The organism is Acinetobacter sp. ABJ_C4_1, assembly GCF_044538495.1.
Lineage (GTDB): Bacteria > Pseudomonadota > Gammaproteobacteria > Pseudomonadales > Moraxellaceae > Acinetobacter > Acinetobacter nosocomialis_A.
The window spans coordinates 48188-67221 of sequence record NZ_JBIUCQ010000018.1 but is presented as its reverse complement, the minus strand read 5'-3'; the positions used below and the strand labels follow the sequence as shown (position 1 = coordinate 67221).

At 38.3% G+C, this 19034-nt stretch carries 14 protein-coding genes, 1 tRNA gene and 2 pseudogenes; 6 read left to right on the top strand and 11 right to left on the bottom strand.

Annotation, left to right across the window (positions count from 1 at the left end):
• Positions 1-127 precede the first annotated feature (127 nt).
• Entirely contained in the window at positions 128-928 is an 801-nt protein-coding gene (locus ACIF8R_RS16870; protein WP_396482088.1) for a hypothetical protein, read from the bottom strand.
• A gap of 13 nt (positions 929-941) precedes the next feature.
• On the bottom strand, positions 942-1580 hold the full coding sequence (locus ACIF8R_RS16865; protein ID WP_311069480.1) for a hypothetical protein: 639 nt from the start codon (positions 1578-1580) through the stop codon (positions 942-944).
• A gap of 65 nt (positions 1581-1645) precedes the next feature.
• Here ACIF8R_RS16865 and ACIF8R_RS16860 point away from each other — a divergent pair, with 65 nt between their 5' ends.
• Positions 1646-2341: a hypothetical protein gene (locus tag ACIF8R_RS16860; RefSeq protein ID WP_396482086.1), complete on the top strand. Its 696-nt coding sequence runs from the start codon at positions 1646-1648 to the stop codon at positions 2339-2341.
• Positions 2342-2412: 71 nt separating this feature from the next.
• Here the strand turns inward: ACIF8R_RS16860 and posA are convergent, their stop codons facing one another.
• A complete protein-coding gene (gene posA, locus ACIF8R_RS16855; protein ID WP_396482084.1) occupies positions 2413-6411 on the bottom strand; it encodes a delta-poly-L-ornithine synthetase PosA in 3999 nt (1332 codons plus the stop codon).
• Between the two features lie 654 nt (positions 6412-7065).
• On the opposite strand from posA, the pseudogene ACIF8R_RS16850 reads away from it, so the two are divergent.
• A pseudogene (locus ACIF8R_RS16850) lies at positions 7066-7539 on the top strand (YybH family protein).
• Between the two features lie 562 nt (positions 7540-8101).
• Here ACIF8R_RS16850 and ACIF8R_RS16845 read toward each other — a convergent pair.
• Positions 8102-9670 (bottom strand): MFS transporter, encoded by a 1569-nt coding sequence (locus ACIF8R_RS16845; RefSeq protein ID WP_396482082.1) that lies wholly within the window; start codon positions 9668-9670, stop codon positions 8102-8104.
• Positions 9671-9805: 135 nt separating this feature from the next.
• Here ACIF8R_RS16845 and ACIF8R_RS16840 point away from each other — a divergent pair, with 135 nt between their 5' ends.
• Positions 9806-10711 (top strand): LysR family transcriptional regulator, encoded by a 906-nt coding sequence (locus ACIF8R_RS16840; RefSeq protein ID WP_396482080.1) that lies wholly within the window; start codon positions 9806-9808, stop codon positions 10709-10711.
• 276 nt (positions 10712-10987) lie between these two features.
• On the opposite strand, the pseudogene ACIF8R_RS16835 reads toward ACIF8R_RS16840, so the two are convergent.
• From ACIF8R_RS16835 to greB, 4 genes and pseudogenes are all read right to left on the bottom strand, one after another.
• Positions 10988-11206: pseudogene (locus ACIF8R_RS16835) on the bottom strand (Arm DNA-binding domain-containing protein); the annotation flags it as partial.
• Between the two features lie 95 nt (positions 11207-11301).
• Positions 11302-11721 (bottom strand): heme-binding protein, encoded by a 420-nt coding sequence (locus tag ACIF8R_RS16830; RefSeq protein ID WP_396482078.1) that lies wholly within the window; start codon positions 11719-11721, stop codon positions 11302-11304.
• Positions 11722-12108: 387 nt separating this feature from the next.
• A tRNA-Ser gene (locus tag ACIF8R_RS16825) sits at positions 12109-12198 on the bottom strand.
• Between the two features lie 89 nt (positions 12199-12287).
• Entirely contained in the window at positions 12288-12782 is a 495-nt protein-coding gene (gene greB / locus ACIF8R_RS16820) for a transcription elongation factor GreB (protein WP_396463447.1), read from the bottom strand.
• A 373-nt stretch (positions 12783-13155) separates the two neighbouring features.
• Between greB and ACIF8R_RS16815 the strand changes: the two genes are divergently transcribed.
• The gene (locus ACIF8R_RS16815) at positions 13156-14268 is read left to right on the top strand and encodes a transglycosylase SLT domain-containing protein (protein ID WP_107972574.1); all 1113 of its coding nucleotides are present in this window, start codon (positions 13156-13158) and stop codon (positions 14266-14268) included.
• 92 nt (positions 14269-14360) lie between these two features.
• Here ACIF8R_RS16815 and ACIF8R_RS16810 read toward each other — a convergent pair whose 3' ends face one another.
• Complete coding sequence (locus ACIF8R_RS16810; protein WP_001110719.1) at positions 14361-14744, bottom strand: SCP2 sterol-binding domain-containing protein; 384 nt, start codon at positions 14742-14744, stop codon at positions 14361-14363.
• 208 nt (positions 14745-14952) lie between these two features.
• On the bottom strand, positions 14953-15858 hold the full coding sequence (gene ttcA / locus ACIF8R_RS16805; RefSeq protein ID WP_107972573.1) for a tRNA 2-thiocytidine(32) synthetase TtcA: 906 nt from the start codon (positions 15856-15858) through the stop codon (positions 14953-14955).
• Between the two features lie 504 nt (positions 15859-16362).
• Here ttcA and ACIF8R_RS16800 point away from each other — a divergent pair.
• Positions 16363-17229, top strand: a complete 867-nt coding sequence (locus ACIF8R_RS16800) for a lytic transglycosylase domain-containing protein (RefSeq protein WP_396482076.1) — start codon at positions 16363-16365, stop codon at positions 17227-17229.
• A 257-nt stretch (positions 17230-17486) separates the two neighbouring features.
• Complete coding sequence (htpX, locus tag ACIF8R_RS16795) at positions 17487-18392, top strand: protease HtpX (RefSeq protein WP_004699673.1); 906 nt, start codon at positions 17487-17489, stop codon at positions 18390-18392.
• Between the two features lie 39 nt (positions 18393-18431).
• Here htpX and ACIF8R_RS16790 read toward each other — a convergent pair whose 3' ends face one another.
• Positions 18432-19007: a DUF4112 domain-containing protein gene (locus tag ACIF8R_RS16790; RefSeq protein WP_396482074.1), complete on the bottom strand. Its 576-nt coding sequence runs from the start codon at positions 19005-19007 to the stop codon at positions 18432-18434.
• Positions 19008-19034 lie beyond the last annotated feature (27 nt).

Below are 19034 nucleotides of genomic sequence, written 5' to 3'. Positions count from 1 at the left end.
CCGTTAAATTCTACTAACCAAATTTTAAATAATTTAAACGATGTATGCGTGCAATACAAATCTACAAATGAAATTGAGAGCAATACTAAAACTGAAATAATTAGACTAAATAAAGCTTTTTTTAACATTAGGTTTCTGCTCTTATTCCAATACCAAAAGTTTGTGTTTCATCTTTATTCTCTGCTGACATAAATTTAAATCCTCCGTCATACCATAAAAACACTGAATCACTACCATCTACAGCGCAGGCATTTGTACAACCATGTTTAATAAAGGTATCTCTAAAGGTATCAAAAGAAACCGATCCTACACCATGCTCTTGAGCAATCACCACAATATCAGCCGTAGGTGTAAATCCTATTCCTCCTCGCCCTGTTCTATTGTCTAAACGTGAAAGCGCAGCATATCTATTATTATTTCTTTGAGTCAAAAAAGGTTTATGGGCAGGTAGAGGCTCTCCTGTTAACTTCGCATTTGGTAATTCTTTACTATATAAATTACCATCACCATATTTTAGCCCTTTAAAAACCAAAGGACATAATCCACCAATACCCGTGTAATAACCCCGATTTTTTGTTAAATCTCCTTGTCCCATAAACCATGTATAATCTAGTTTTTGAGCAATATAAAACATATTAGCCGCGCTATGACCATGTAAAGCTCCTGTACCTAATAATGCAAAACCCTCATTTAATGTATCAGCACTTGGAACTGGATCGTGTCCAACAAATGCATCCGCTTTTCCTGAATCTGTTAAACCATACCAACAACCATTTATACACACCGTTAATTTCGCTTTTGATTGTGCTCTTTGCACAGTTGCACTAAAAAGTTCTTCACCATCGCGGACAATAGGAGTTAAGCGAGATTTTCCTGTAATTTTAATAATATGAAGGTCATTTTCCTTTTTATATTCTACTGGAGACATCGTTATTCCTCATTTAAAAATCTACTTTCAAATTTAACCTTTTACTCAATAAATACTTCTGACTTTCATAATCCCAATCCAATTGGTCAATATAATCCAAAATGAGGCTATACCTAAAAACACCTTGCATAACAATAACATCAGATTTATTTTTACTTGAAAACTGTTTCTTATGCTCAGTTAAAGCTTCATTCAGTATTTCAACTTGTTCAGAAATTGAATCAATTCCTTCTTTATTTGTATGAAATTGTCTTAAATTTTTTTCTAAATTCAATGATTCCCCATTAATTTCAATACTTTTGACTTGGGGTATATTTTTAGGAGGAATAAAGTAAGCCACTCCATTTTCACTAATCCATACTTCCTTTAATGGAGTTCCATTAATCATCAATTTATCTGTTGAATTTATTTTTTTCCCATCTAATCTCTCTATCCGAGCAAGAACTCCCGTTATAGGAAAGTGTATATTTGGTGTGATTTTAGCTTTAGGAGTTAACTCATCTGATGGTAGTAAATGCTGTATATGAGTACTCTTTAAACTAGCCACAGATGGCCCAGAAAAAATATGCTGTCCTGCAAATACTTTAAATTCTTTTGGTGTTTTTATAGTAATACCATCAGAGGAAATTATAATTTGTGAACCACCCGCCATGACTATGCCATTTATATTATTATAGATAAAATCAATCTTAGCATAACTTAATTATCTTTATAAATATGACTTTTCTTATTGCTGTTCAACTAAAAGATAGTATTGTTGTTGCAATAGACAATAAATATTTAATTTTAAAATATAAAAGCTTAGATCAATATAAGGAATATTTGGACTCTAAACTATATACATGGCACAGTGGATTTATTACTGGTGTAGGTGAACATTATGTCATTGATAAAGCAATTCATCTTTTCATTAATAATTTTAACTCTGAAATTGAAAAGCTTCCCATATGTTTAAATATTTCAAAACAAGTTAGAGAAATGGAAATAGGATGCCATGAACAGATTCAATTATCTAAAATCCTGTATTCTAGTTATAGTAAAAATGGAGCAAAACTTTTTTCTGTAGAACCAACTGAAGAATCAGGTATCTATCAAACATCAGAATTTAGAGAAAATGATCTCATCATTTGGCTCTTTAATCCTAATATTCAAAATATTTCGGAAAATTTAAGAGATCTTTATACAAATCCACGTCCTCGTGCTTCATTTGATCATATAGAAGATTGGGTTGATCACTATATTTCAGCTATTTCAGAAATTTATATAAAACAAAGTCGTGTAGATTCATTAATGAGCCGTAGTTTTGATATCTTTTTCCAAACAAAAGATCAATATTTTTATAAACATATTGAAAATGACCAAAGTACCATAATCGAATTAAATGAAATTTCTAATAATATTGACTCTATTTAATATAATAAGATTTATATGTAATACAAAAAAAGCCCCTGTTCTACAGAGGCTTTTTTCAATTCAACAATTAATTATTTATGAACCCAAGGTACAGCCGGTGAACCAATCCAAGCAGATTTAGCCGGAATATTTTCACCTTTCATGACCAATGTTAATGGACCTAACACAGCATGGTTGCTCACGTTGGCGTTATACAAAATAATACTACGTGTATTTACCACAACATCATTACCAATATTCACTTGTCCAATTTTCATAATACGGTCTTCAAACAAGTGCGTTTGTGGGCCCGAGAAGCTATTAAACTCAGCACGGTCACCAATGCTTACACAGTCAAACTCTGTAATATCAGCCGTATCCATATAGACGTCTTTACCAATGCGAACACCTAAAATACGCAAGAAGAATGGCAACATTGGCGTTCCTCTTAAGTAGTTTAAGAAGTTCGGAATCGCAACTGATTCATATAAGCTGGTGATCCCTTCACTTAACCATACAAACATAGTCCACATAGGAGCTGAACGTGGCTCATAACGACCAATTAAAATCCACTTCAATAGCGCAACAATAACGAAGCAGCCTACACCATAGAGCAAACCAGCAAGCGTTAAAGCCAACAAACCAGTTGGAATGTTGTATTTGTTAATAACATCAATAATCTCAAGCACGATCATATAACCCACACCAATCGCAAGAGCGGCAGGTAATACAACACGAAGGCCTTCGATAAAACCACGCATTAAACGGCGTTTGATACTTGGTAAGAATGTTAAATGATCTGGGTATTTCTCAGCAGCTTCACGTGCAGGCAGCAATAACGGTGGTGAACCAAACCAAGTTTGACCATCGTACATTTCAACGTTATCAGGTGTTTTAGATTGCACACCAATCAAGACGTTGTCTGGCAACACAGTACCATCAGCAATATACGCACTGTTTCCGACAAAACTACGGTTACCAATTTTGGTCGATTTTAATGTCATCCAGCCGCCTTTGATTTCTTCATCACCTAGCATTACAGCATCGGCAATAAAGCTTTCTTCACCCAAAGTCAGCATTTCTGGAATAACACCGTTTGCGGTAGAAATTTCAGTATTTTTACCTACTTTTGCACCGAGCATACGGAACCATGTTGGCGCATAAATCGTAGCAAACAAGCCATGCAAGGTTTGTAAGCTTGTTTCCAAGATTTGAGACGCAAACCATTTACGGTAATACGTACCACCATGAACCGCATACCTTCCTGTTTCAAGACGAGGCAATGCAACTTTACGAATGACTGAAGAAATTACAGCAGTAATCATCATCATCATTGCACTAGCTGGAATCGCTAAAATGAAGTAGTACAATGCGATTTGTAAATGTTCATTCGGGTTAATATTAAATACGTTTGCATCTAACCAGTCGACCAACAGGAAGCTTGGGAAAATTGGAATAAAGAACAAACACGCAATAATTAACGCACTAATTCCATAATATGCATATTCAGCAATTTTACGAATAAACGATAATTTTGGACGCTCTGGTAATTTATCGTGATCATCCACATGTCCAATTTTCTTCGCAGGTGTACCATCCCAGATTTCTCCAGCTGGTACAACTGTGTCATATTCAATTGAAGTTAAGGCATTTACGTGAGCTTGTTTTTCCAACACTGTATTTTCTTCTAATACAGCATAAGAGCCCACATAACTGTCTTCTTTTAAATGAATTGAACCTAACACCAAGTGACCATGTTCAACTTTGGCATTTTCCAAGTTTACTTGAGAGCCAATGCTCACCCCATCTTCAACAGTAAGTAAAGATGGCATGCGAATATGTACTGAACTAATCGTCACGTCATGGCCGATTTTCGCGCCAAGCGCTTTCAAGTATAAGTTAAGTAAAGTCGAGCCTGACAAAAGATAGACTGGTGAAATGTTGCTAATACGGTCCGCTAACCACCAACGGAAATAAGTTAATCCCCATAATGGATATTGCCCTGCACCAACGCCCATCATTAATAGTCGTTTTACAGAAATTGAAACAACAAAACTGGCAATAATAACGCTGATGTAAACCAATAAAGACATCGCGATTGCATTTGGAATACTGTCGCGTGTTCCACCAGTAAAATAGTGATAGGTAAAGAATGGCGCTAACCACTGCAAGATATTAATCGAGATTAAAACTGGAATGGTAACGAACTGTGCAATACCACATAACCACTTATAAGTTTGGTTACGAGGGTTATCTTGTCCAATCTGGCTATCAAATACAGTCGGCGTTGGTTGCTCTAGCATGAGTGCTGCAATTGCACCCACCCTTCTCGCTTGATATAAGTTTTGAATAGTCAGATGGCTATATTCTGGGTGTTCACGCAAGTTCGATATTAAAACAGCCGCTAAAAGTGAATGGCCGCCTAAGTCGTCAAAGAAATCTGAATCGAGTTTAATCGGCATATTTGGGAACAAGCGATTCAAAATGCCAAATAAGATTTCTTCTGCCGGATTTTGCGGTTGGTCAGATTCACTACGGTCAATCACACTCGTAAGTGGACGTGCTTTTAAAGCTTTACGGTCAATTTTTCCTGACAATAAACGTGGAACTTCTTCAATAATCTCAAAACGGTTTGGCACCATATAAGGTGGTAAACGTTGGCTTAAATTATGACGGAGTTCTTTAATTTCGATTGCTTTTTTCGCATCAATTTCTGGCGCAATAAACGCAATAAGCTGATCAATACCGTCTTCTGGACGAAGAATAACTGCCGCAGTACCAATACCTTCAATATCGCAAAGCGCAGCTTCGATTTCACCAAGTTCCACACGGAAACCACGGATTTTCACCTGATCGTCCGCACGTCCCAAGCAGTGTACTTGACCAAATTCATCAATTTTAGCCAAATCGCCTGTGCGATAGAGCGATTGTTCATCTGGACCGTCTGCCCACGGGTTTTGAATAAACTTATCAGCGGTTAAGTCAGGACGACCTAAGTATCCTTCTGCCACACTTGGGCCAAAGATACAGAGCTCACCTGTTTCACCTTGCGGCAGTAATTCTCTTTCAGCGTTAATGACCAACATGCCATAGTTTGGTAAAGGCTTACCAATCGTGACGAGTTTGCCACGCTCTAACGCCTCAAGGCTTGCAGTAACCGTAGTCTCAGTTGGACCATAAGTGTTAAACATTTTGTGATGAGGCAATGCCCAACGGTCAACCAGTGAATCCGGGCACATTTCCCCACCTAAGTTAATAATTCTTAAGTTAGGTACATCTTCTGGGAATAAAGCAAGTAATGTCGGTACAGCATGCAATACTGTAATTTGTTCTTGCTTTAATGTTTGGCATAAACGTTCAGGGTCACTCACAAGCGACTTAGGTGCAATCCACAAGGTTGCACCGACCAAGTAAGAAAGCCAAATCTCTTCAAATGACATGTCAAAAGCAACAGAAAAGCCTTGATAGACTTTGTCTTGCTCTTGAATACCCAAAACATTATTTTCACTACGTAAAAAGTGACAAATATTTCTTTGGGTAATCACAATCCCTTTCGGCTTACCTGTCGAACCTGACGTATAAATAATATATGCAGGTTGTTCTGGGGTGGTTTTAGCTAAAGGAATATTTTCGCTAAGTGGCTTTTGCAGTTCAGTATTGGTCCACTTTGTTTGTGGTACTTCATCTAAATGCGCATGCCATTCATCTGTAGTAATCATTCCTACAGCATCAGCATCTTCAAGACACACCGCAATACGGTCCGCTGGCGTATCCATATCAAAAGGAAGCCATGCTGCACCACTTAAACAAATCGCCAATTGAGCTTTTAAAAGCTCGATACCACGAGGCAACCATAAGCCAACAATATGACCTGGTTTTACCCCCCTTATCGTCAAATGCTGAGCCATAATTAAGGCTTGCTGATATAACTCACCATAACTCAACGTTTTATCTGCTTCAATTAAAGCCGTTTTATCAGGAAGAGTTTGTGCAGTATGGACAAAAATATCGGCCAAGACTTCATGCTGCAAAAATTCCGGATGATACTTTCCACGAATAATATTATTCGTGTTTGTTACAAACTGGTTCATTTTTATACTCTCTTTAATTTTCTGATTTGGCTCAAATGAAGTCATGTTTGTTTTTCTGACCCATTAAAGAAATCAAGATATGTCATAAATTAAATAATTGAACTTAAATCAAGATTAAAGTTTTAGTTTTGAAGTCTATTTAATAATATATAAATTCCGATTGTTTAAGCTCATATTTTCTAAAAAAATTAAGCTTTTAGCTGCAATGTTTGAATTTCACCATCACCATTAGAATGAAAAATGTACAAAACTAGCGAAGTAAAAAGCTATAACTCACAAGATTTATATAACTCTAATTTTAATAAAACTAATAAATGCTATCCGGTATACAAATTCTCCATATTTTAAACTTAATTGATTCGTTCTAAACATTTAAAAACCCCAAAAAATCGAAGATTCTATTTAAATTTTTAACGGATGTTTGATTATTAACAATATATTAAAGTCATTATGAGTCATTTCTATTTATCTTATATTTTTATCTGTATTTTTCTAAAAACTTATCCATCGAGTAGCTCAAACTTATAGTTGTTTAATACTGCTCACCCCTAAAATGTTTTTGCGCTAAAAGTATGGTGTGTTTATAGGAATAAGTACTTGCATGCTCAGCTGTGACTAGCTGTTCCGTTTAAGCATGTCGAAGCCCATTCATTTATAATATATTCAAAATGGACTTAAAACTTAAATAGTGGGAATGATATGAGTCAACGCATAATAACCCCAGAAGACATTCCTCTAGCATTTCAAATTGCTTGGAATAATCATGATATGAAGGCCTTTGCTGCTCTTTTTCATCAAGATGCGACTTTCGTTAATCGTTTTGGCCATTACGTTAAAGGCGTTGATGAAATTGTTGCACTACACCAGCCTATTCATGACACCATCTATAGCGATTCAACACTAGAGAATGAACTCATAGACATTACACCGATGAGTGATGGTATCTGTATTTCACACTTTTGGAGTCGCTTAACTGCGGGCGTAGCTCACCCTCAGGGTCCCCATAAAATTGATACTCTCATTCTTACTGTACTCACCAAGAAGAGCAATTCTTGGTACATTCAGGCGCTTGAAAATGTGACTTTAACAAACCCACGAACGGGAGAGACCATACTTAGAAATATATAAAAGAGAGTAAGACTATTCTTTAGTAATTTATAAGCATAAAAAAAGCCCTTGTCTTTTTAAGTATTTGGTTATCTTTTAATCATCATGAACTGTTCGCACCTTTAACAGTAGTAGATCAATTTCATGTTCTTGATTTGGTGAGGGGGGGTGACGAACTCTGCGATCTCACCTGGCGGGAAAGAAAAATACTTGTGCACTTTTACTATCTTTTTTGCATCTACATTTGCTTTATTACAATTAAAGCAAACAACCGTATTGTCTTAAGCAGATAAAGAGAATGTAACCTTGATAGCAAATTTTTCAGAAAGTTCATCAGCTACAACGTAATTTTTACCTCATTTTGTAGCAAATCGAATTCAAAGCAGCTTCGATTGGCGGTTTTTGACTGACTTGAGCCAGTAATCCTAGCCGGCCCCAACCTACAATTTGCTCAGATTTGGAAAAACAATATCAAGCCATACAACCTCAATTATTCCTTAGGAGCACTTGTGCTCCACCGTTTACACTATTACTGTATCTCATACCAATATATCCAAAGACTGACTAATCAATGAAGTGACCGTCATATGGTATCTGACTTTGATTCAATATGCTCATTATCTGAATAACCGCAATTCGTACGCGATGTACGATTCAAGAAGAAGAAGGCAATAAGAGCCGACAAGAGAGTAATGACGATCAAAACATGAGTCAGGCTCTGGAAAGCATTGGTATAACTCGACATAAGAAGGTTGCGATTCATCTCAGGTAACATTGCAGATGCAGAAGAGAGATCGCCTACTGCAATATGCTGTGATGCTTCCGTGATTCGCAAAGCTGTAACAGAGCTCCCACTATTTGATAATAAAAACTGTAGCTTCATGCTAGCGAAAGTCGACAGCAAAGCTACGGTAATGGCTAGCGCAACACCCTCACTCGCAACTCGCGTGGTATTAAAAATACCAGTCGCCATCCCTGCCCTCTCTTTAGGCACAACACTGATTGCAAGCCCGTCCATGAGTCCCCACGGCATACCAGCGCCAATCCCAATAAGTAACATTGCAATGATGACAGCATACCCAGAGTGACCATCGTTGATCAAGCCAAGCAAATAAAGCCCAATCGCAGCGATTACGAAACCAATTCCGCACAGAACACTGGCTGAGATCCAGCGTGTCAACGAAGCAACCAGCATGGGGATTACGAGCAATGGTGCCGATAAAGCCAGCATCAACTGACCTGCTTCAATTTCAGAATAACCACCAACTCCAATAAAGCGCAGCGGTAATAGTACAATCAACACGATATAGCAATAGCAAGTTCCGATAGGCAGCATCTGCACGCCTATAAAACGTGGATAACGAAACAAACTGAGATCAAGCATTGGTTTCGTCACTCGTAGTTCAATAAAAATAAAGATGACCGACAAAACCAATGAAGCAACCAATAAAGTCATCACCTTTGGACTCGTCCAGCCACTTTCAGGCACCTCAATGACACTAAATGTGAAAAGCGACAAGGCCGCTGTAAAGGTCAGCATGCCTAACCAGTCGAATCCTGTCGCATCGGGATCACGCGTTTCACGCATTTGTGACATTCCTAAAATTAGTGCCACAGTACCAATGCCTGCAATTGCAAAGAAAATTGATGGCCAACCAAATATGTCAATTAATGCACCAGACATTAGAGGACCGAAAGCAAGGCCTACCCCAAAGCTTGTGCCTAGCATACTGAAAGCGCGTGTACGCGCATGTCCCTCGAACTCCTGTGCCAGCGCAGATGAACCACCAGACAGCGCTGCCGCTGCAGCGAATCCTTGTATGGCACGTAATGCATCAAGCCATACTACAGTCGAGCACATGCTTAAAACCAGCGAAGTAATAATGAATAATGTCATGCCTAGAATAAACATACGTTTCCGGCCAAACTTATCGGCCAAGACTCCAGTGGCCATTAACAAACTGCCAAAACTTAACATAAAAGCATTGGTGATCCATGTAAGGGCTGTGGCACTACCGCCCAAAGTATGGCCAATCATAGGCGTTGCAACTACTCCTCCAGTAAAGCTCAATGGCAGGACTACCGCAGCAAGGCAAATCGAAACCAGAATGAGTACTTTGCTTCGGTCAGTGGTGAAAGTCGTATTTGTCATGAAAATACCTATTCTGAGAAAGATGATTTCAGTGAATGAATTGCTATGGTGAGTATAATTTCGACTTAATATTAGATAAATACGATATAATTCCACTTATAATGGAATAAAATTCTATAATTAATCGGGTATTTCATGGATAGCTTTAATGGAATTGTCTACTTTGTAAAAACAGCTGAAGCACTCAGCTTTGTCGGTGCTGCCCGCGCACTCGGTGTGTCCGCATCTGCTGTGGGCAAAAGTATTGCTAAGCTTGAACAAGCGATGGGAGTACGATTGTTTCAGCGCAGCACGCGCAAAGTTCATTTGACTGCTGAAGGTGAGATGTTCTATCAACGTTGTCGATCAATCTTGGACGATCTCGACGAAGCACAGGCTATGCTGTCGCATGCCATCCAGACACCACGCGGTAAGCTGCGATTAAGCTTGCCGACCATCGGTTACCACTTCTTACTTTCTGAGCTACCTGAATTTCGCCGACTTTATCCAGAAATTGAGCTAGACATTGATTTTAATGACCAACTTGTCGATGTCATTAAGGAAGGTTTTGATATCGTCATACGTAGTGGAGATCTGCCAGATTCTAAACTGATGTCGCAGCGGCTAGGAACGTGTCGTCATGTATTGTGTGCAGCGCCTGCATATCTTGCACGTAGGGGCATCCCACGCACACCTGTTGAATTGGAACAGCATGACTGCATACGTTATCGCTTTCCAAATACTGGGAAGCTCATGGCATGGACGATGTCAGCCGATCCCCTCTGGTCACAACTACGGTTACACACTATCTTAACGTTTAACAACATGGAGGCCGTATTGACTGCTACGATTGATGGACACGGGATTGCTTACATGCCTGATTTCTTGGTGCATAAAGCTTTCGAAGAGGGAAAACTTCAAATTGTATTGAATAATGCCGAACAGGAACTCGTTCAGTTCTGGGCATTATGGCCGTCAAACCGTCATCTTTCTCCCAAAATCAGAGCTTTTGTGGATTTTATTTCAAAAAAGTTGTTTAGATTAGACTTATTAAAAATATAAAACTGATATATTCCATTAAAATATGAAAATAAAATAAGAATATAGGTAATAAACGGCCCTAAGATTCTTTAATTCAGTACCGTGACACTCTGTACTAATTCCTTTTGCAGTGGTCCTACATTCGTATTTAAAGTATCAGTCTAGGGGCTGTCCCTGTTCATCACGATTATAAAACTCATTAACTACATCCAAGACCGCCTCCCCCTCAAACTTAGCATTCATATAACCTTATCATGCTGTCTGATCTAATGCCTCCTGATAGAATCCTGAATGATGCGAGCGGGCATCATCTAGAGAAACTTCTGGGTAATTATCCAAAGATAAATCGTTACGTTTGCCTAAAAAGGGTGTGTATAGTTGAATATCCGTATTTGCTACCACTCTGGCCAATACGCAAATACAGGTTTCCCTCTTAACAACTTATACAGCTTATTAGAATCAGTTAGATTTTTTAACTTACAAAGCACTAAGCTTGTTTACTTCACGGGTCGTTATAAACCAGACATAAAAAAACGCAGCAAGATTAATCTTACTGCTTTTTTTAATTTTGACCGTAACCTGATAATTTTTTACTTATACAGCATTATTATTTATTGAGTTACATGTGCTAAAAAAGCATCTATTGCTGAGCGTGCAATTTCAGCATCTTGAAAAGATTGAGCACCAGAGACATCTACCGCACCTATTAGATTCCCTTGATACAGTATCGGTTCACCACCTTCTAAGCTACCAGAAAAACTGCTCATATTAAGAATACCAATTTGGCCGTTCTTAATCATATCCTCCAAGCTTTTTGATGGAAGTCTACTTATTGCAGAGCCTTTGGCTTTTTCCAAAGAAAAGCTAGCCGTCAAGGGTGATGCTCCATCAAGACGTTTCATAGTTAACAGACTTCCTGTTTCATCAACAACAGAAATACTGACGTTCAGACCCATTTCATTGGCGGCTTTATGTGCTTGTTCCAATAAAACTTCTGCATCACTCAATGTTAAATAATGTTTGGTTTTCATGTATTCCACCTGAATATTTCATTTTAAAACAGCCTTTTATCGTTATTAAAAGGACTTATTGTTTAGAGATGACAGGCATATTAGAATGAATTTATCTCACTAAAAATCATTGAGTTGGCAAATACTATTGAATAAAAATCAAGAAATACGCAGAGATGTTGTCATTAACAACTAAAAGCAGAGTCAAAAATCATGCATGTAGTGCGTAGCTACAGAGTCGTGTGTTTTCTAAAATTTCAGCTTAAATACGATTCATCTATTATGCACAGCCATTAGATTTATTTTTATTCGGACTATTCCAGTCCACGTTTTAAGGTGAAGCGGTTGAGGGATAAAATAATAGATAAAAAAAAGCCCTTGTCATTAACAAGGGCTTTTTAAGAATTTTGGCGGAAGCGGTGAGATTCGAACTCACGGAGGACTCACACCCTCGTCGGTTTTCAAGACCGGTGCATTAAACCGCTCTGCCACGCTTCCAACGAGCGCTATAATATAAACAAAAATGCAAGTTGGCAAATCTTTTATTTAATTTTTAATTCAAACGCTCAAAATAAAAACAAATCTATTTAAATTTCATCATTTTTAGGCTTTTCATAACGAATTGCATTGATATACCAAAGCTTTTTACCTAAAGGAGTATGCACTTCGACCTCATCATCGACTTCTTTACTCAAGAGTGCACGTGCCATTGGCGACTCAATCGAGATATGCTGAGGATGGTGATCATAAATTTCGTCAATCCCGACAATTCGTAAGGTTTTTTGCTCCCCTTCTTCATTTTCAATTTCGACCCAAGCTCCAAAATAAACTTTGCCTTCTTGCTCCGGAGCATAATCAACAATTTTTAACTCTTCTAAACGTTTTCCTAAATAACGTACTCTGCGATCAATTTTTCTCAGTAGCTGTTTATTGTACTGATAATCGGCATTTTCACTGCGGTCGCCGAGGCTTGCAGCCCAATTCACTTTCTTGGTGATTTCTGGTCGTTCTTCATGCCAAAGTTGTTTTAATTCAGCAACTAATTTGTCATGTCCTGACCGCGTGATTAAGTTAGATTTCATGATAAAAAACCACTGATGAACAACATACTGCTTACAAGATGTAGCATTTTATACCCTATTTACCCATATCAGAAGTGTATAAATTTTCTTCCTTAATAAATTCATGTTGTTATGTTGATATATCGAATATTTAATTGTTCAAAATTTGACAATCTTTTTTTTGAATATTATGATGCGCGCATCTTAAATGTTGAGTATTTTTTAACCCAACCAGCAACTATGTAGATTTTCTACACAGTTTATTTTTTTCATTTCATGTCATTTTGAATGACGTCATGACTGCCCACCCCTTATTGAATTTATCAACTTTTAGAAGTTATGGCAGCTTTTTGCCTGGCTTTCTAGGGCATAAATTATCTGTAGCGGAGACAACATGCACAGTAATTCAAGTTCTGGGTCGAGGCTTAGCCTTAACTCTTTATTTTCTTCTCTCCCATTGAAAGTTCTTGCACTCAGCACTATGTTTTTTCCCTTTCATAGTATCAATGCAGGAAAAACCCTACAGTACAATACTGTAGTTAACACAAACACATTAACCGTAGTTGCTGTAGAAAGCCCAACTACTGTTTTTAAAGAAGATCAATTTTTACATGGCTTCGGTTATGACTTGGCTCGTAACTATGCGCAAAGCTTAAATGTAAAGTTGGACTTCAAAATCGTGGCAGATAACGCCACCGCACTCAAATGGGTCCAGCAAGGTAAAGCAAATCTTGCCATGACGACCGCGAGCTTAAGCTCAATCGAGAACAAAGGTTTAATGTCTTTTTCTGCAAGTTGTGGTGACATCGTAAATTTGCAAAAAAATGGATTAAATCCCGATTTAAGCTGGGTGTTTAAACAAGCAGATGATCCTCTTACACAAACTGCCAGTGGTTTTGTTTGTCAAAGCAAGCAAAATGGTCTGACTCAACAACTGGCTTCATTTTACAACCGTAATGTTGTAAAACCTGAGTCTTGGTCTACGATTCAACGTGACATAAGTACACGTTTACCTATTTACAAAGCCAGCTTTAAACAAAGCGCGGCGAAGTACGATTTAGATTGGCATTTGCTTGCAGCAATGAGCTATCAAGAATCGTATCTCAAGCCAGAGTCTGTTTCACCAACAGGCGTACGCGGGTTAATGATGTTAACCAACAGTACAGCTCGGGCAATGGGTGTAAGTAACCGTAGCGATCCAGCGCAAAGCATTCAGGGCGGTGCGAAATATTATGATCTCATGCTAAGTGAGTATGGTGATATTCCCTTCCCAGATCGTAACTGGTATGCCCTTGTGGCCTACAATATGGGTCCAGGCGCAGTCAACCAGATCCAGAAGCGCTTACAAACTCAAGGGAAAGACCCAAACCAGTGGGTGAATCTCTATGACTATTTACAGCGCAATCAAATGCGAAATGGTCGATACAAACAAGCAGTGCAGTACGTGACTCGTATTCGTGCTTATCTTGAGCATATTAAAACGGCGCAAACGCGAATCAATATCTAGTTTTATTGTTTTTAAAAGTTGATAAATTCATTGTTTGTATCAATAAAAAGCTTACCTCTTGGGGTAAGCTTTTTATATGAATTCTTTTAGACTTAAGCTGTTTGTTCTAATACTTTCTTGAACAAATCTTTTTGTTCTTGGCTTGGTTTAGCTGTTTGTAAAGCCATTAACTGAGACATGTCGCCTTGAACTTTAATTTTACCAGTCATAAATGCTTGCATAGCTGCTGCCATATCAAACTCAAGGAATACTTTACGTAAAGTTTCAGCATCCATGTTCAAAGTTGTTTTGGCATTTGAAGACAAACCTTTTTGGATTTTACCCCCATCTAACGCTAATTCGGTATTTCCAGAAGCATCTGTAACTACTAAATTAATTGCCAAATTCGCAAGAGCTGGTGGCAAATTAAGATCACCTGCTTCAGCAGTTAATTTTTCGACAGTCGCAAACCAATCATCAGTTAAAAATGCAGGCATGATTCTTCCTCAAATTTATTTGTTCAATTTCTCTAGTTAGTTGCCTATCCAGACAACATCATATGAAGCACTTCTGCTTGTGCGTTGTTATAGCATGTAATTTTAAGGTTGGGCTATGACTTTTTGTACGGAACATTCACTTTTTAGTATTTTGATACATTAAAGGCACTTGTTTATAAAGTGCCTTTAATTGACTTACTTAATCGTTTTATTCAGCAGCAAAACTTAAGTTCACTACATCTAAACGTTTTTTAAGTTCTTCAGGGTCTTTAAAGTCGATCTCGCGCTGAGAATCTAGCGCTTCAAAATCAAACAAATCACGGTCCGCTAACTGAGACGGAGATACGTTTTGTAAAGCACCAAAAATGCTGTGTAAACGTTTCGGATATTGTTTATCCCACTCACGTAGCATTTCATTAAGCATGGCACGTTGTAAGTTCTCTTGTGAACCACAAAGGTTACACGGAATAATTGGGAACTTACGTAATTCGGCATATTTGATAATGTCTTTTTCTTCAACATAAGCCAAAGGACGAATCAAAATATTCTTCTTATCTGACGACAAAAGCTTAGGTGGCATTGCCTTTAAGCTGCCGCCATGGAACAAGTTCAAGAAGAAAGTTGCAATGATGTCATCACGGTGATGGCCTAACGCAACTTTAGTGGCACCAATTTCTTGAGCAAAGCCATAAAGCGAACCACGACGTAAACGTGAACACACTGCACAGTATGTTTTACCTTCAGGTGTTAAACGCTTGGTAATGGTATAAGTGTCTTTTTCCAAAATGTAATATGGAATGTTATTTTCTTCCATATAACGTGGTAAGACATCTTCAGGAAAGCCCGGCTGCTTTTGGTCAAGGTTAACCGCAACAATGTCAAAGTTGATCGGTGCAATACGTTTGAACTGCAACAAAATGTCGAGCAAGGTATAACTGTCTTTACCACCAGACACACACACCATGACCTTGTCACCATCTTCAATCATATTGAAGTCACGAATGGCATGTCCAACTTGACGGCGAAGCTTCTTAAGCAAACGATAATAGACCGAGCTTGTTGGAAGTTCAGGCTTAAAATTAAATCCTTCGTTGGACTCAACTGGCGCGTACATAGACGAGATATACCCATAAATAAAAATACCGCGCAATTTTATATGATTCGGACGGGAATCGCATCAAAAGAATAGTTTCAATTCTTGAAGTCGTCATAATGCTCAGGCATGATGCAAAAGCCGTGCTCCATTTTGACCGATGAGTTCATTTTTTGCGCAAAATGCTTACTTTTTGGACTTTTCCACAGTTTTCCACAAAACCTGTGGATAAAATTGTGGATTTCTTCGTGCTTGACAAACTGTTTTCACCTTCTGTTAAGGGTTTTATTTAAATTGATCATTTTTTAACCAATGATTTTTACCTTTAATTTTCAAATAGTTATTCAAGTCAATAGAATCATTTTAAAAATTTTTTTTAATTTTTTTTGATGATCATTCGAACAAAACAGCTTGATTTTTTAAAACAGCCAAAATAAAAAAAATTACACAAAACTTCTTTCTGTAATATTTTTTGATAAACTCTTTGACAAGTTTCGAATACCTTAAAATTGTGAATAACATAAAATGAAAAATTCGGTTCAATATCTTTTTTCTTGTTTACTGGGGATGACCACTTTTTCGGTAGGTATAACGCCGACTTTTGCGGGTCAGATGTACGTTTACCAAGACAAAAATGGCAGTACTTTACTGACTAACCGTAAAAGCTATGACAATTCACTCAAGAAAGTAAAAGTGACTTACTATCCAGATAGTAATATTCATAGTTATACAAACTGGGGCGCTTCAGAAGCTTCTGTCCTACCGAGCTATAGCAGAAATAAAAATGCGTTTGACCATATTATTAAACAGGCCGCACAACAGCATGGTGTATCTGAAGGTTTAATTAAGGCAGTCATGCATACCGAATCTGGTTTTAATGTGAATGCTCACTCTCCAGTAGGTGCTCAAGGGCTCATGCAGCTGATGCCAGCTACTGCTCGCCGTTTTAATGTATCTAACGCCTATGATCCTCAGCAAAATATCTTTGCTGGTGCGAAATATCTAGGTTGGTTGCTCAAGCGTTTTAATGGCAATACGCAAATGGCGCTTGCTGCCTATAATGCTGGTGAAGGTAACGTAGATAAGTATGGTGGTATCCCTCCATTTCGTGAAACCCAAGATTATGTTCGCCGTGTAACTAGTCGATATCAAAACTTATATTCTTCTGGGGTAAGCCTTTCATCGTTTAGTAACTCAAATATTTCTGCTCAAGCAGTAAATCCCCCTGTTTCGCCACAAGCCACCACACCTCAACAAGTATCGGCTAAATCTGTTAAATACTCTTCTGGGCGCCAAATCGTGACATTGTCAGATGGCACTTATACAGATGCCCCGACGGGTACTTATGTCACCAATAACGCAACAGCAATTGCGCATATTAGAATCGAGTAAAGTTTAAAACCGCATGTATCGCGGTTAATCTTTTAACGAGGCCCATTGTCTAAAAATTGTAATGATGTATTACCCCTACCCGAGCGTTTAGACGGGCCTTATAAATAACTTGTTTAATTTAAATACATTCTTTCACAGGAAAGAATGTATCGATTCCTTATTTTTTCCTTGAATTTTTCCCCTAAGCGCCGCATATTAGCTGAGTGATTTATAATTTATAAATCAGATAATATTTTATTTATAAGAGGATTTTCTCAATGATGCGGATTGGTTTGTTTTTGCTTACCAACCTCGCGGTACTGGTTGTAGCTGGCATTATTTTGTCACTCTTCGGTGTCGGTAGTTACCATGGCGCGGGTGGCTTGAATCTAGGCAACCTTTTAGTCATCTGTTTTGTGTTTGGTATGGTGGGCTCTTTAGTCTCTCTATTTATGTCCAAATGGATGGCTAAGAAAACTACTGGTACAGAACTGATTGACCCAAATGCTCCTCGTAACCAAGCTGAAAGCTGGTTATTGCAAACAGTCGCTGAACTTTCTCAACGTGCTGGTATTAATATGCCAGAAGTTGGTATCTTCCCTTCATATCAGTCTAATGCCTTCGCAACAGGCTGGAATAAAAATGATGCCTTAGTTGCCGTTTCAAGCGGTCTACTTGAGCGTATGAACAAAGATGAGCTACGTGCAGTACTTGCGCACGAGATCGGCCACGTTGCAAATGGTGACATGGTTACTCTCGCACTCATCCAAGGTGTAGTAAACGCCTTTGTGATGTTCTTTGCTCGTGTAGTAGGTGACTTTATCGACCGTAATGTTTTTGGTCGTCAAGACAACGAAGCCCCTGGTATGGGTTATTTCCTCATTACGATGGTTCTAGATATCGTGTTCGGTATTCTAGCTTCAGCTATTGTGATGTGGTTCTCTCGTTACCGTGAATACCGTGCTGATGAAGCTGGTGCACGTTTAGCTGGTAAACAAGCAATGATTTCTGCTTTATTACGTTTGCAAGCTGAAACAGAGTTACCTGACCAAATGCCAAAAGAAATGAAAGCGTTCGCTATTGCGGAAGGTAAAGAACAAGGCTTTAGTTTAGCTGCTTTGTTCCAAACCCACCCATCAATTGAACAACGTGTGGCAGCTCTACATCAGTTAGATTGTCCATAATACACTAAATAAAAAAGCCTCCTTTTGGAGGCTTTTTTATTAGGCTGAATGAGCAAGTCCCCAAAGAAAACTAATTCCCCACCACATCGCAAAACCAATCAGAACAAGCACTAATACCCCTAATAAATCGGGTATATGTAGCCATAGCCAACTCACAACAGGGTTACGCCAGAAGGCTGACTGTTGCTGCTTCTTTTCAAGCTTTTCGTGTAAATACGGATGAACAACATGCATATCACTTTGAATTGCATATTCTTCGCGTATGTGGGTATGAACCACATCTAATGCTTTTCTACTAGGGCGTATAAAAATATCGAAAATAGTCCCTGCAACTGGAACACAACCCACCACAGCATCGACTACAGCCAATTTTATGACGGGAGTGAGCTTATGCTGCGGCACACCAATTTGCTTGGCTTTATATATGGCATAGCAAGTCAGAACAAAACCCGCTACATCACCCGCAACAGGAATAGTACTTAGGGCCGCATCGGCACCAATACCCTGTTTTGTAAAAGGAATGCGGACGGCGCTATCCATCATGGTGGCGAATTTAGCCAGATCTCGTTCTAATGCGATGACCTGTTGCTGTGTTAGTTTTTTTTCTTGAGGCATCTAAATCAAATATATGAAGAGAAGTTA

What these genes read in the sequence shown, in the direction of transcription:
- ACIF8R_RS16870 (WP_396482088.1), bottom strand. Translation starts at nt 928, where the DNA reads ATGTCTCCAGTAGAATATAAAAAGGAAAATGACCTTCATATTATTAAA.
- ACIF8R_RS16815 (WP_107972574.1), top strand. Translation starts at nt 13,156, where the DNA reads ATGCACAGTAATTCAAGTTCTGGGTCGAGGCTTAGCCTTAACTCTTTA.
- ACIF8R_RS16845 (WP_396482082.1), bottom strand. Translation starts at nt 9,670, where the DNA reads ATGACAAATACGACTTTCACCACTGACCGAAGCAAAGTACTCATTCTG.
- ACIF8R_RS16830 (WP_396482078.1), bottom strand. Translation starts at nt 11,721, where the DNA reads ATGAAAACCAAACATTATTTAACATTGAGTGATGCAGAAGTTTTATTG.
- ACIF8R_RS16865 (WP_311069480.1), bottom strand. Translation starts at nt 1,580, where the DNA reads ATGGCGGGTGGTTCACAAATTATAATTTCCTCTGATGGTATTACTATA.
- ACIF8R_RS16840 (WP_396482080.1), top strand. Translation starts at nt 9,806, where the DNA reads ATGGATAGCTTTAATGGAATTGTCTACTTTGTAAAAACAGCTGAAGCA.
- greB (WP_396463447.1), bottom strand. Translation starts at nt 12,782, where the DNA reads ATGAAATCTAACTTAATCACGCGGTCAGGACATGACAAATTAGTTGCT.
- ACIF8R_RS16790 (WP_396482074.1), bottom strand. Translation starts at nt 19,007, where the DNA reads ATGCCTCAAGAAAAAAAACTAACACAGCAACAGGTCATCGCATTAGAA.
- ttcA (WP_107972573.1), bottom strand. Translation starts at nt 15,858, where the DNA reads ATGTACGCGCCAGTTGAGTCCAACGAAGGATTTAATTTTAAGCCTGAA.
- ACIF8R_RS16800 (WP_396482076.1), top strand. Translation starts at nt 16,363, where the DNA reads ATGAAAAATTCGGTTCAATATCTTTTTTCTTGTTTACTGGGGATGACC.
- ACIF8R_RS16860 (WP_396482086.1), top strand. Translation starts at nt 1,646, where the DNA reads ATGACTTTTCTTATTGCTGTTCAACTAAAAGATAGTATTGTTGTTGCA.
- ACIF8R_RS16810 (WP_001110719.1), bottom strand. Translation starts at nt 14,744, where the DNA reads ATGCCTGCATTTTTAACTGATGATTGGTTTGCGACTGTCGAAAAATTA.
- posA (WP_396482084.1), bottom strand. Translation starts at nt 6,411, where the DNA reads ATGAACCAGTTTGTAACAAACACGAATAATATTATTCGTGGAAAGTAT.
- htpX (WP_004699673.1), top strand. Translation starts at nt 17,487, where the DNA reads ATGATGCGGATTGGTTTGTTTTTGCTTACCAACCTCGCGGTACTGGTT.